The 14,774-nt window shown below is 46.0% G+C and carries 10 protein-coding genes; 8 read left to right on the forward strand and 2 right to left on the reverse strand.

Going from position 1 to position 14,774, the window contains the following annotated elements; genetic code table 11:
• Positions 1-15 precede the first annotated feature (15 nt).
• The 8 genes from CES79_RS05340 (at position 16) to CES79_RS05375 (ending at position 13,668) form a co-directional block, all read left to right on the forward strand.
• A complete protein-coding gene (locus CES79_RS05340; protein ID WP_089136534.1) occupies positions 16-318 on the forward strand; it encodes a glycine cleavage system H family protein in 303 nt (100 codons plus the stop codon).
• Positions 319-707: 389 nt separating this feature from the next.
• The gene (locus tag CES79_RS05345) at positions 708-1,742 is read left to right on the forward strand and encodes a methionine ABC transporter ATP-binding protein (RefSeq protein WP_089136535.1); all 1,035 of its coding nucleotides are present in this window, start codon (positions 708-710) and stop codon (positions 1,740-1,742) included.
• Positions 1,735-2,418, forward strand: a complete 684-nt coding sequence (locus CES79_RS05350) for a methionine ABC transporter permease (RefSeq protein ID WP_089136536.1) — start codon at positions 1,735-1,737, stop codon at positions 2,416-2,418. The genes CES79_RS05345 and CES79_RS05350 overlap by 8 nt, the downstream gene beginning before the upstream one ends.
• A 38-nt stretch (positions 2,419-2,456) precedes the next feature.
• Positions 2,457-3,290 carry a MetQ/NlpA family ABC transporter substrate-binding protein gene (locus tag CES79_RS05355; protein ID WP_054654078.1) on the forward strand — a complete coding sequence of 278 codons (834 nt, stop codon included), beginning with the start codon at positions 2,457-2,459 and terminating at the stop codon, positions 3,288-3,290.
• A gap of 484 nt (positions 3,291-3,774) precedes the next feature.
• A complete protein-coding gene (locus CES79_RS05360) occupies positions 3,775-4,758 on the forward strand; it encodes a DUF2785 domain-containing protein (protein ID WP_054654077.1) in 984 nt (327 codons plus the stop codon).
• A gap of 100 nt (positions 4,759-4,858) precedes the next feature.
• The gene (locus tag CES79_RS05365; protein WP_159459462.1) at positions 4,859-6,424 is read left to right on the forward strand and encodes a glycerophosphodiester phosphodiesterase family protein; all 1,566 of its coding nucleotides are present in this window, start codon (positions 4,859-4,861) and stop codon (positions 6,422-6,424) included.
• 35 nt (positions 6,425-6,459) lie between these two features.
• Positions 6,460-7,032 (forward strand): DNA-3-methyladenine glycosylase I, encoded by a 573-nt coding sequence (locus tag CES79_RS05370; protein ID WP_089136538.1) that lies wholly within the window; start codon positions 6,460-6,462, stop codon positions 7,030-7,032.
• Positions 7,033-7,344: 312 nt separating this feature from the next.
• Entirely contained in the window at positions 7,345-13,668 is a 6,324-nt protein-coding gene (locus CES79_RS05375) for a KxYKxGKxW signal peptide domain-containing protein (RefSeq protein WP_159459463.1), read from the forward strand.
• A gap of 135 nt (positions 13,669-13,803) precedes the next feature.
• On the opposite strand, the gene CES79_RS05380 is transcribed toward CES79_RS05375, so the two are convergent.
• Positions 13,804-14,289 (reverse strand): universal stress protein, encoded by a 486-nt coding sequence (locus CES79_RS05380; RefSeq protein ID WP_054654068.1) that lies wholly within the window; start codon positions 14,287-14,289, stop codon positions 13,804-13,806.
• Positions 14,290-14,367: 78 nt separating this feature from the next.
• Complete coding sequence (locus CES79_RS05385; RefSeq protein WP_054654067.1) at positions 14,368-14,658, reverse strand: hypothetical protein; 291 nt, start codon at positions 14,656-14,658, stop codon at positions 14,368-14,370.
• Positions 14,659-14,774: the final 116 nt, after the last annotated feature.

Raw genomic sequence — 14,774 nt, forward strand, 5'->3', positions numbered from 1 at the left:
GTTTGAGGTGAAAATATGAGTGATGAATCGACTTATTTATGGACAAAAGTAATGGCTGGCAAGACCCGTCTTGGTTTAACGAAAGCTGGCCAAGATGAGTTAGGCACCATTAAGTTTGCGCACCTACCAAGCGTTGGCGACCAAGTCACTGCTGGCAAAACGTTGATCAGTGTTGAAGCTGAAAAGGCTGTTTCGGACATTGACAGTCCGGTCAGCGGTGAAGTCGTTGCTGTGAACCCACAGTTAAACAACGATTTTGACAGCTTAAACAGCGAAGAAGAAGCGGATGCTTGGCTAGTGGATATTAAAAAAGCCTAGTTGCAGTTTAATTAGTTTTCTGAAAATACCATGACAGTTTACCTTGACAGTTCTAATTCTGATGGGTATACTTTTGTCATTGATTCAAATTGAATAAACAAACGGCAAAATGAGTAAACATCACGTGAACGCTTAGAGAGTCCCGGTTGCTGAAAAGGGATCGTCACAACGTGTTGAAGATGGTTTTGCATAATGGAGGTTACGGTGAGTCCAAACAAGCCGTAGCTGGTTAACGGCCACTATCCCGTTGAGTCTTTAGACTCGTTAAGGTTACTGTTGTGAGACAGTAGCGAATATAAGGTGGTACGCGATAAGCTTCGCCCTTACTTAGATTGATTGATCTAGGTTGGGCGGAGCTTTTTTATTTGAACAAAAGGAGGTTAGCCGCAGTGATTGAATTTAAAAACGTAACGAAAACCTTCACGACGAAGGACGGTGATGTAACTGCCGTCTCCGATGTGAATTTAAACATTGACGATGGTGAAATCTATGGCATTGTCGGTTATTCCGGTGCTGGGAAGAGTACCTTAACGCGGATGTTAAACGGGCTTGAAACGCCAACTAGCGGTGAGATCGATATTAACGGTGATCCGATCACGGCGCTGTCCGGACCGGAACTCAGAAAGAAACGACAAAAGATCGGCATGATCTTCCAGCATTTTAATTTGCTTTGGTCACGGACCGTGATTCAAAACATTATGTTTCCACTGGAAGTTGCCGGTGTTTCACGTTCGGACCGGAAGAAAAAGGCCCAGCATTTAGTTGATCTAGTTGGGCTGACTGGCCGGGAACATTCGTATCCGTCAGAATTATCGGGTGGTCAAAAACAACGGGTCGGCGTTGCGAGAGCCTTAGCCAACGATCCCGAGATCCTGATTTCTGATGAGGCCACCAGTGCTTTGGATCCGCAAACCACGGATGAAGTTTTGGACCTGCTGCTAGAGATCAATAAAAAGATGAATTTAAGTATTGTGCTGATCACCCATGAAATGCACGCGATTCGCAAAATTTGTGATCACGTGGCGGTAATGGATGATGGAAAAGTTGTTGAACAGGGAACCGTCTTCAACGTCTTCCGTAACCCCAAGAAGCAGATCACGAAGCGCTTCGTGAGTGAAGAAGTTGATCCAGCCTTGACGGATACCAACAGTATCGTGGAAGATTTGATCAAATCGTATCCAGATGGGACAATCGTTCAGCTTGTTTTCCACGGTGATCAAGCTAAGCTGCCAATTGTGTCTGAGATGATTCACAAGTTTCCAAAATTGGAAGTCAGCATCATTGAAGGCAGCATTCATCAGACGCAGGAAGGGTCGATCGGGTCGCTTTATCTCCAGATCAATGGCGATAAAGAGAGTCTCGATGGCGCGCTGGATCTGCTGAAGAAGATGCACGTGGAAACGGAGGTGATTCACCATGACTAACGGTTCATACTTTGCCTTTCATACGGTCGATTGGAACAACATGGGTGCCGCCACTTGGGAGACCATCTGGATGACGGTGGTCTCAATGATTGCCGTTGCCATCTTAGGGGTTTTGTTAGGTTTGCTATTATTTGAAACGACTGGCAGTCAAAATGTCGGGGTGAAAGTGCTGAACTGGGTCGTTTCCTTCCTGGTTAACGTGTTCCGGTCAGTGCCATTTATCATCTTGATCATGTTGCTGCTGCCTATTACCAAGAACCTGGTGGGGACGATTATCGGACCCACCGCGGCGTTGCCATCATTGATCGTTTCCGCCGCGCCGTTTTACGCCCGGATGGTTGAGCTGGCATTTCACGAAATTGACCGCGGTGTTATTGAAGCCGCTGAATCAATGGGGGCTTCTAGCTGGCAAATCGTCTACAAGGTGTTATTGCCAGAGTCAATGCCAGCGCTGGTATCAGGCGCGACCGTGACGACCATTTCTTTGATCGGCTATACCGCAATGGCTGGTGCAATCGGTGCCGGTGGTTTAGGGAACTTAGCCTACATCGATGGGTTCCAGGCAAGTAACAACACCATCGTGCTGGTGGCAACGGTCATCATCGTGATCGTCGTATTCGCATTTCAATTTATTGGGGATTTCCTGGTTCGTCGTATTGATAAGCGGACCTTATAAAAAATTATTATTCTACATTATTTTGGGAGGAATTATTCATGAAGACTTCGAAACGGATTCTAGGCATTTTAGGGATTGCCGCAACGACAATTCTGTTAGCTGCCTGTGGTAATAGTTCAAGTAAACCAAAGACGACCACCATTACGGTTGGTGCGTCAGCTGTACCTCATGCACAAATCTTAAAGCACGTTAAGCCACAGCTGAAAAAGGAAGGCGTTAACTTAAAGATCAAGGTATTCCAAGACTACGTAATGCCTAACAAAGCTTTGGCTAACAAGGAATTGGATGCCAACTACTTCCAACACACCCCATTCTTGAATCAATGGAACAAGTCTAACCATGGGACATTGGTCAGCGCCGGTGGGGTTCACTTGGAACCTATCTCAGCTTACTCAAAGAAAGTTAAGAACTTGAAGGATGTTAAGGATGGTTCAACCATCTTAGCAAGTTCCAACACCCCTGATTACGGTCGTATCTTGACGATCTTGCAGGATGCTGGTTTGATCAAGGTTAAGAAGGGGATCGATATTACCACTGCTAACTTCGGCGATATTGCGTCTAACCCTCGTCACTTGAAGTTCAAGCACAGTTATGAACCAAAGTTGATGCCAAGTATCTACAAGAACGGTGAAGGTGACGTGGACTTTATTAACGCCAACTACGCTGTTCAATCAGGTCTTGACCCTCGTAAGGATGCCATTGCGACTGAAAAGTCATCATCACCATACGTCAACATTGTTGCTGTACGGAAGGGTGACCAAAACAAGCCAGCTATCAAGAAGTTGATGAAGGCTTTGCAATCAAAGAGCACCCAAAAGTGGATCTACAACAAGTATAAAGGTGCCGTTTTGCCGGCTAAGAGTTACAAATAAAGATAGAGCGTAAACCAAAACGGGAGCGCCCAGAGTGTAAGTAATTAAAAAGGTATGACCTGCGAACTGTGCGGGTCATACCTTTTTAATTGCTTAGACGGCCGGGTGCTGTTTTGGTGAACGCGTTTCGGCAATGTAGCCTCAAAGAGGGGGAGTTTGCGAAACTGTGCGGGGTCATACCTTTTTAGTTGCTTACATGGCCGGGCGCTGTTTTGGTGAACGCGTTTCGGCAATGTAGCCTCAAAGAGGGGGAGTTTGCGGAACTGTGCGGGGTCATGCTTTTTAGTTGCTTACATGGTCGGGCGCTGTTTTGGTGAACGCGTTTCGGCAATGTAGCAGAAATTGCCAGCTATATTACGATTACTGAGCCGATTTAATCTAAATTTAAACCACTCGTAAAACGGTTATTAAACGGTTATTTTCGCCACCAGTCTAAACGTGCTAAAATAGTAAGCAATACGATACGAAGAACGGAGTGAGCAAAGTGGCAGCTAATGACCAGCTTGATGAATTACGTGCGCAGTTAGAAGACATTCGTAAACAGGTTAACGCGGGGGCGCTGTTTCAATCACTCGGCAAAAAGCTGGAACCGCTCATTTCATCGGTTAAGCGGGAGCCCACGATCTCAACGTTGCGGCTGCCGGATGACGATGACGGGATCCGTGCGATATTGCTCCACTTAAACGATCAATTAAGAAGTGAATCGCTGACTGGTCTCAGTGATACGGAAGTCCTGCAGTTAGTGCGGCATATTGGCTCACCTGATCCTCATATTCGCGATAAGGGGATCTATTTTCTCTTTAATGATCTGATTCAGCAGCACCTCTTGACGGATGAGCAGATGGTGATGATCGTGCGCTATTTGATCAGCGACACGGTACTATTTGCCCACATCTTGGAACCGGAAAATGACGCCGTTTATCAGCGGGCGTTTGCGGTCTTGCTGCTGTCAGTGATGCTTTACGCGGATCGGGTCGGCTACCACTTCTTAAATCAGGATCTCGTTAACGAAATCGTGAGTCAGACCGCCCTGTACATGGTCCTTGAAACGGACACCCGGGGGTTTATTAAAACCAATGGCTGGGCGCACGCTTTCACGCATCTTGGTAACCTACTGGATGAATTGTCGGAACGTGACAGTTTGACGAGGGCGGACAAGCTCTATTTGATGGCGATCTTGATCGGTCGTTATAAGAATCTCAAAGGGCCCCTGATCTTTGGGGAATCACAGCGGCTGGCCGGTTATCTGGCACGCTTAACTAATAAGAATCAGCTTTACGCGGATTATCTGCTCAAAGAACTGAAACGTTGGCGGCAAGAATTGGTGGTCGTACAGTCTAAGGAAAGCCAGTCCAACTGGAATCGCATCTATAATCGGGGGCGGCTGATTGAAGCGATGATCATTCGTAACGATTTTAGTGATACGATCAAACAGTATCTGGACGCCGTCATCGACTTCTTAGATTGACACTGAAAGGGTGAAACCAATTAATTACTATCGACGTTTATTTCAAACAAGTTATCAATTATTAAAGGTCAGAGCGGTCAATCTGGGTTGGCTCATGCTGATGGCAGATTTGATCACGCTGCATATTATGATGCTCAATCCAGGGCTGGTGTTAATCAAGGTCATCTTGATTCTGGGGTTTATCCTAGGACTGGTGTTCGAATTAAACCTGATCTTAACGGCCTTTACCACTAATAAATCAATTCTTAATCAATCTGATCTTTTAATCTTAACGACCTGGCGACGGCTATCCAAGCATTGGCTGGCGTTAACTGGGCTGGTGTTATTGTTAGTTATACTCTGGCTGCCCTTTGGTGACGCCGGGTTTGCGGGACCAGTGCTGAATTTGATCCAGTTGCCAATTCAGTGGGTCGACCTGGCAGTCCTGCAGCGGCGAATCGTCGTGGTGGTGCTTGCCATCATCTACTGCGGGATCTTGTACGGCTTTTTAAGGCTTCTCGGTCGCTTGCGGGTAACGGTCAAGCCGGAGCTCGTACCGATCAACGGTTGGCACCGCTTGGTCTGGTTTGTCCGGCCACTGGTCACATTTTGGTTACCGTTAATGATTATCGATCATCTGCTTGTGAGAGTGCTGCACGCGTTTAGTTCGCAGCTTTCTACTGGCATGAGCAACTTTGTGAGCCTGGTCTTCTTAGTGGTGCTCGTGAGTCTATCGTTACTGATTCTGAGTGCGTTTTTGATTGCCATGATCTGGGAGTCGTTAGAACAGCCAGATTTTCGACCGGAGTTTGATGAAAATTACGATCAATTGCACAGCATGGCCTGGTTTCCAACCGGGCTAGTGTTTGTCTTGGTGATCTTATTTGGGTTTCAAGCCTTTCACTTTGGTGCCGCTATCTCACCCAGTGTGACGATTGCCCATCGTGGCGTGATCGGCAATAATGGCGTGCCTAATTCAGTAGCGGCGTTGAGACAGACCACCAAGCACCGGCCTAATTTCGTGGAAATTGACGTCCAGGAAACCAGGGACCGCCACTTTGTCGTCTCTCACGGCCAAGACGTGGCATTAAAGACAAGTAATGGGACTAAAAAAGTGGACATCCAAAAAATGGACTTTAAAAAATTAGCCCGGCATCGCGTTGATGCTGGCGGCAAAACGACTAAACTCGTTAAACTTTCTTCCTATTTAAACGTTGCCAAGCAAAAGCGGCAGCGGCTGATCGTGGAATTGAAGGTCACACCGCAGGATAGTCCGGACGTGGCCAAGCTGTTTGCGGCGCAATATGGTGACCGCTTGATTGCCGAGCATAACTTCGTCCACACGATGAGTTATCAAGCGGTGCTGCAGTTAAAGCACTTAAAGCCCAACCTCATCGTGGGCTACATCGTACCATTGAACATGATGTCAATTAAGAATTTACCAGCGGACTTTTATTCGCTGCAAGCCATTGGGTTGAACACGACCATGGTTCGGCAGGCCCATTCCATCGGCGCACCAGTCTTTGTCTGGACCCCGGACCGCACGCGCGATATGCAAATGATGCGAGCTTTGGGCACGGACGGCCAGATCACCAATCAGCTGACGCGACTGCAACGGGTCAACCGGCAACCAGCTAAAGACTTTAACTGGGCGATCGTTGAAAACGTGGTAAACCAATTCTGTTAGTTCTTCGTAGTTAGGGGTATGAGGAGCTGATAAGAATGACGACGAGGTGTCCGTGGGCAGAAAAGAGCCCGCAATTATTGATCTACCACGATTTAGAGTGGGGTGTCCCAGTCTATGACGAGCGTCAGCTGTTTGAAAACTTAGCACTGGAGATCTTCCAGGCCGGTTTAGCTTGGCAGCTGATTTTAAAGTACCGCACAGCGCTGAAACACGCGTTGTATGATTTTAACCCAGAAGAACTGGCTGCGTTACCACCTGCTAAGGTGCAGGCCCTGTATCGCAATGACCACATCATTCGCAACCGTCAAAAGATCGATGCGGTGATTGAAAATGCTCGGGTGCTGACTAGTCTTCACGAGCTGGGGTGGTCGTTTACGGCGGCCTGCTGGCAGTACGTCAACGGCACGCCGCTGGACCATGCATTAAATGAACGGGAGTCCGTTGAGCCCGAGTGGTTTGTGTCCGAATTGACTCAGACGCTGCGCCATTTAGGATTCAAACGAATTGGGCCAAAGACGTGCTATTCGTTCCTGCAGGCTTCGGGGATGGTGAATGATCATCTAACCACGTGTTACCGGCATGCGGAAATTAGTACGACAGCTAAATAAGCGTTAAAAAAAGTGCCCATGAGGCACTTTTTTAGTATCTAATAATGATTGTCATAACAAAACGCTATGTTTAACGGTGATTTCTTTAGTGATTATATGATGCATGACATTAACGATAATCGCTATTAATTAGCATCTTTGGGGAAAACTTTTCGTAAAAAATTTAGGCTACCCCCTTGATTATTTACTTAATAAACACTACCATTCATGGTGTAAATATATTTCAATGATTAGTTAAAAATCTCTAAAGTTTTAATTTTAAAGGTTTTTTATAAACCAATTACAGGGCACGTAGAGATGGGGGAACTTAGGATGAATATTTTTAAGCAAAAACTAGCACGGTGTAACGCCAAAAACGAGCATTACAAGATGTATAAGGTGGGACGCAAATGGTTATTTGCAAGCGCTTCCGTTCTGGCAATGAGTCAATTCTTACTGGTTGGCACTGCTAAAGCTGATACGGCGGATGCAACGGCAACCGATACACCAACGACGACACAAGTCACGACGGCGAACACCGCAGCGACTAGTAGCGCGGCTACGTTGAAGACGGCACCTACTACAAAGACGGTGCCAACGACTGATACAGTCAAGGCTAATGCGGGTGAGAAGGAAAATAATCAGACTCAGACTGACACGAAGAATGCTGCTACGAAGCAAAACAACGCACAGCAGACACCAGCAGCCACTACAGGGGACAAAGTAACGACTGCTGTTAAGCCAAGTGCGACTCAGCAACCAACTAGGACTGACAGTCAAAAGGCACCGGTAAAGACAGCGCCAGCAACTGGCAATCAGCCGGTTACGACTGCTGACAGTACCCAAAAGTCAGCACCAAAGACTGCTGTAACAGCAACTGATCCAAAGGTTGTGGCTACTACGACTGCAACTCAAGTAAATTCAAAAACAACAGATACAACAGATACAACTCAAAAGGCTTCAACACCTAATAATCAAAAAACTAGTCAAGTAGTCTCAGCACCTGACCAGGCACAGCAAGTCAAATTACCAGCTGGCACTAAGATCTCAGTTGATGCGGCTGGCACCACAGTCTATGCTTTGCCAGTTAACGCCGACTTAAAGGCTGCTCAAGCAGCAATTGCTGCCAGTGGGATCAAAGGTCCAGTTGAAATTACGGTAGCTGCTGACCAAATCAGTGTGAACGTGAATACCTCGACGTATTATTACGGTGATACTCCCGCTCAAAACGCAGCTCAAAAGGGTACTGACAAACCGTTTTACAGCGGCAATGTGGGTGACACCATTGATACCAGTAAGCTGGGGACGACGGATGCGGACCTGAAGGCCGCTTTCGCTGACCCAAGTGATCCTAAGGGCGTCTATACCGTTCAAGTCGGGACTGACCCGCAGTTATACAACTCATTGACAGCTGCCATTGCGGCTAATCCAAAATTAGCGGCAGGCGATATTAAAGTTGTGTATTACTCAGGCGCGCACTTTGGTTATCACGATGACCAGGGCCAAGTTCAATTTCTGGATAAAAACATTATCCCATTGACAAAAGGATGGCTGATTACTCAACCCAGCAGTTTAGTTAATACGGTTAATAACGCCCCCGCTGGTAAAATTGATATGACCGCTTTTAATAGTGCTCTGAACCGTGTCAAGCAATCTGCAAATGCTACGCTTAATAGCCGTAAAACGGCAATGGCTACCGCGCAGGCCTATATGAACTCGCTGGCCAGTTTTAAAGATGGTCAGGTCAATGCCGACTTAGTTAAATCCCAAGATGAACCGATTGGTGCCAATCCGGAAAGTTATCAAGGTCAGAATACCAGTACCGGCAATAGTTTTAAACAAGAAATGACCCTTTATGAAACTCAATTACAGGCCGTTAAGACCTTTTTAAACTCGTATACAGCCGATAGTCAAAAGGCTAATGCGACGGGTGCTGCTTCCCAGGGCACTGCTGAGCTGCAAAATGCGCTTGCCCCGATCAGCCGGACCTTAGCTGATTTAGCATCCGGAATGACTCAGACTGACCCCTACGTTTCCGAACCCTATGTCGGTCCGCAAAATGATGGTTTAGGCGCTAATCCGACTTTATATGATGCGATGAACGCAATTGGTGGCGGGGCCCTGGGAACCACTTTAACTTCTGATCAGGCCGCCCAAGTCAGTGCTTTGATCACGTCGTTAAATAACGCGGCTAATGGACGGGATACGGCAGCAGCAGCGGTTGGTGCGGTAAGTGGGATCGATGCCACGTTACCAACACCGGAAGATGCCGCCCAAACTGCCAATAAAAAGGCGGTTACTGATGCTTTAAAGACCGTTAATACTGTTTTAACAGATGCTCAGGGAAGTAACTCATATGATCCTAATGCCGACGGGGACGACAACAACGCGGCAGTGGTTTTCTATATGAAGGACTTAGCGCAAGCCGTCAACGCTGCGACGTATCCCTATTCTTTGGAACCAACTGTCGCTCCGTTGAAAGCGGATCTTGATGCACAAATTGCTAAGACGAAGACACCTGACGATTTGGCTGCTTTGAATACGGCGATGACTAACTTAACTGCGGCTCTTACTGCGGCCAATGATAAAGTCGGTAATGATCGAACAGCGACTAATGCTCAGGCACAGGCAATTTTGAATGCGCTTGGTGCTGCTACTGTTACATTACCAGCATCGACAACAACTGCTGAGCAAGCGTTGCAAACAGCGGTTACGAAAGCGGCTGCTGATAAGGGTACTACTCAAGAAATTAAAGATGCTATGAACATCACAATTCCAGTTGTTCAAAATATTAAGAACCAGTTAGCTACTGGGTCAACATTGCCAGCAGGAAAGACATTGCCAGCAGATAGCACGCGGACAATTACGTTTACTGTAACGGCTACTCCTGATAAAGCTGGTGAAACTGATCCAAGTAAATATACTGTAAGTTATGTTCCAGAAACACCAATTGCATCAATTACACCAACTAAATTTGACGGATTCACGGGTGCTGTTACCAATGAAGGTGCTGTACCTGCTAACTTTGATCCTACAAAAGAAACTTTGAATGACGCTACCGTAACTTATACGGCTGAGCCAAGCAAGATTACAATTACGTATACTGATACTGACAATGATGGTGCAACAGTTGGAACGGATGGACCTCTTAGTGGTACTAATGGTCAATCAGTTACGTACAGTATTCCAAATGGTTATGAACTAGACGGTAATCCAAATCTGCCAACTACTTTTGGTATTGGTCAGGCAACGAATTATACAGTTAAGTTGAAGCACAAAAAAGTGAATGCTGCACCTGTAACTACGACTCGTACAATTAACGTTGTTCAAAATGCAGGGGATCCCACAGCACCAGCTTTACCAAGTGGTCAAACTCAAAAAGTTACTTGGACATCAGTTTACGATCAAGTAACTAAAGCGACTACGTATACACCAAGTGGTAACTATGATGAAATCGATCCTATGCCAGTGGCAGGTTATACTGTTACTGTTAATGGTAATGCTACATCAATAACCAACACGTCAACTCAAACTAAGCCAACAGATCCAACTGCAGTTACGATTACGTATACTGCTAATCCACAGTCAGTAACCATTAACTATGTAGATGAAACTGGAAACGCGGTTGGTACCGCGACAATCAGTGGTACGACTGGCAGCACCACACCGTATACTTTAACGGCACCTAATAAGTACGACCTACTAACGGGTCAGGCAACAACTGGTAATTATACCTTTAAAGCAAATGGTAATACGCCAATTACAGTGACGGTTTCTGATCATCACGATATGGGAACTATGACGACGACGGCAACTATCAATCAAACTGGGTTGCCAACGGCGGCAACTACGCCGGTAACAGTTACTTGGAACACCGATACAGATCAGGTTACGGGTAAGACAACGTACACGCCAGCCAGTGATTTGACTGTAGATAGTCCAACAGTTGAGGGCTATACGCCAGCAACCAACACGGTTACGGTGTCAACGCCAACAGATGGCACGAAGCCAACGGATCAAACCATTAACTTGGCATACACTCCAGCTACGCAAACCAATACCATTAACTACGTTGATGGTTCCGGTAAAGTGGTTGGGACAGCGACAATCACTGGTAAGACTGGCAGCAGCACACCGTATACTTTAACGGCACCAAATAAGTACGATCTGCCAACGGGGCAGGCCACGACTGGTAACTATACCTTTAAGGCTAAAGATAATACGCCAATTACAGTGACAGTTTCTGATCATCACGATAAAGGAACTATGACAACGACGGCAACCATCAATCAAACAGGGCTACCAACGGCGGCAACTAAGCCGGTAACAGTTACTTGGAACACCGATACAGATCAGGTTACGGGTAAGACAACGTACACGCCAGCCAGTGATTTGACGGTTAACAGTCCGAAAGTCGACGGCTATACACCAGCGACCAACACGGTTACGGTGCCAACCCCAACAACTGGCACAAAGCCAACGGATCAAACCATTGACTTGAATTACACTCCGAATGTGCAAACTACCACTATTAATTATGTAGATGGAACTGGAAAAGTGATCGGCACTACTACGATTAGTGGTACGACTGACAACAGCACACCGTATACTTTAACGGTACCAGCTAATTACGATTTATCACCTAATCAGGAACCGACTGGCAGTTATTTCTTTGAAGCTAGTGGCAATACACCAATTACAATTCATATTCAGGATCATTATGACATCGTGGGCGCAACAAAGACTACACGGACGATTAAGTATCAGTTAGCATCGGGCACCACGCTTGCTCCGGGGCTAACAATGCCAACTTCTGATGTACAAACTATTACGTACATGGTTGAACGTAGCGAAGTAACAGGTGAAAATGTTTACACGCCTTATGGTGGCTACGCTAAGGTTGACATTCCAACTCTCCAAGGCTATACCGCTTCACAAACTGGCACCATTCCTGAAGACTGGCCAATGGTTTCAGGTGATAAGCCGAAAGATGCTGCTCCAATTACCATAACGTATACTGGTAAATCTGTTACTGCTCCGGACACACTTACGATTCCTTCCAATAAAGGCAACCAGACGCCAGCTCCGGGGACTGTGACCGGTAAAACGGGTGATCATATTAACGTCAATGTGCCAACAGTAACTGGCTACACACCTGATAAGACAACGGTTCCTGCTACCGTTAATGCTAACGGCACAATCACGCTTGATGGACCAAGTGCAAAAACTGGTGATAAAGGTTATGTCACATATACAGCTAATCCACAAAGCATCCAGGTTAACTTCGTTGATCAAGATGGGAAGGCTATAGGCGGTGAAAATGGAACAGTAACATTAAGCGGTGTTTCCGATGGAGCCGTAGATTACACACCGGTCTTTAAAGAACAGCAAGCTCTATTAAACCAAGGTTATACTGTAACTAAAGACAGTAACAAAGGTAAACATGGATTAGATACGGCTACCAAGACATTTACTGACTATGGTGAAGTGCCAACATACACTGTTCAATTAACAACACCTCAACCAGTTAGCAAGGAACAAGTTAATACAGACGTTCCAACCGCTAATGAATACACGGTCAACTATATGACCCCAATTGGTACAGTTGCTGGTAGTACTACAGTAGATGGTAATCCTGGCAGTAGTTTCGATTTGACCAAGAAAGTTCCTAATGGATTTGTCTTAACTCCAGGTCAAAAGACTATTGAAGTTACAATTCCTAAGGGGCAAGATCCAACCAAGCCATTAACGTTCAATGTTACTTGGCCAGCTGGTCAGGTTGGTGCTCCACAGCAATCACGAGCCAAGACCAATCCTGATGAACCTAGTGCAAATCAATACACGATTAACTTCACAACACCAGATGGTCGAGTGGTTGGTACTACGACAGTTGTCGGTAATCCTGGTAGCAATTTCGATGTTACCAACAAGGTTCCAAATGGGTTTGTACCAGTTACGGCTAACGACGATAAGGGCACGATTGCAGCTAATCAAGATTCTAAGAACCCAATTGTTGTCAATGTTAAGTCGCCAACAAGTACTGATACGCAACACGATACCGGTCAGCCAGTTGGGCCAGCTAATCCAACAAATACAACGCAACCAACAGCTGGACCTGGCAGCGACATTAAATCAAACGGTACCCAACCTGGCGCAGCTGTTATCGCGCAACCTGGTAAGACAACTAAAGGCGAGTCAACTGGTTCGCAACCAGGTGTAGCGGTCAAACCTAAGAAAAAGAATGTCGATTCTAGTCCAGTATCAACGCAGGGTAAGAGTAATCCGTCAAACAATGGCGAGACAACAGCCTTGAATGCTGGTGAAGCAGTTTCAGGCAAGTCCGCTGCAGGGCAAGGTACAGCTGATGCTTATGCAGTAACCACTGCCAACGGTAGCAGTCAAGCCGCTGTTCAGGGTCAACAAGCTGCTGCTCAGCAAACTGTTGCTCAAAGTCAGCAACAAGCCGCTGCTCAAAGCCAAGGTCAGACTCAGGTTAATGGTAATAACCAAGGTCAAAACCAAAGTGCTAATAAAGGACAATTGCCACAAACCAATGAATCACAATCAAGCGTAATGGCGACAATCGGATTAGGATTGCTCAGCCTGCTCAGTGTATTTGGTTTAGGTAAGAAACGTCGCAAGTCTGACGATCAATAACCGTTAAACGAGTTATACGACAAGTGTTACAAAACGAGGTCATCTAGTAATAGGTGACCTCGTTTTGTAACTTATAGACACAAAAACCGGGTCCGCTCATTATTGAGTGGACCCGGTTTAGTTAATGGTTATTAATTAAGGTTTAACACGCTTTGAAGGTTGTTTAGCTGGCTTATTTTCAAGGTCGGTCCGAACAACTAAGACATCGCTGACGGCAGTTCGGGTAACGTATTCGGTGACTGAACCGATCAAGAGACGTTCCACGGCGTTTAAACCAGTGGCACCGATCATGATCAGGTCAATGTCTAATTTCTTAGGCATGTCACGGGCGATGATGGTCTTCGGGGCACCATATTCAATCGAGTAGTCAACGCTGCTTACGCCAGCATCTTTTGCTTGTTGAATATACTTGTCCAAGGTCTTCTTGGCAGTATCGGTAACTTCTTCAACCATGGTGGTGTCGAAGCTGGAGATGTTTTGGAATGCACGGGTGTCCACAACGTGAACTAGGTGCAGGTCAGAACCATTCCGCTTGGCAACCGCGACCGCTTTTTCAAAAGCTAATTCGGCTTCGTAAGAACCATCAACTGGAACTAAAATATGCTTATATTGTTGTAACATGATGACTCACCTCTCTTTACTGATTAACTCTATTTTACGTTATTTTGAGGTAAATAAACAGTAAAATGTAAACCGTTTTCATTTAAACTTCGGCAAGAAGCTGACCAGCATCAATTGGATGGCTAAAATGTCCAGGACACCGATCAATAATGTCATGGAAATAAACACGTCGTTTTGCATGATGGTGGCGATGGCTGCCAGTACGCCGACCACAATCAACGACCAGCCGCCAAACTTGACAATGCCTGACAAATTAGGATTTTGTTCCGGATGAAAGACTAAAAATGCCCGGTGAGTATGTTTGAGAAAGAACCCGCCAATGAAGAAGGTGAGCAAGATGTAGACGATCATTAAAATATTGATTAGCAAGAGAAATCCTCCATGGATGTTAGTTGTTTGCGAGAAATAAAAAAGCTGACTCACATAGTGCAAGCCAGCCCCAAAGTGTTGCCACTTTGAAGATCTAATAGTGCCGTTAATTTGTC

The organism is Secundilactobacillus silagei JCM 19001, from assembly GCF_002217945.1.
GTDB classification, from domain to species: Bacteria; Bacillota; Bacilli; order Lactobacillales; family Lactobacillaceae; genus Secundilactobacillus; species Secundilactobacillus silagei.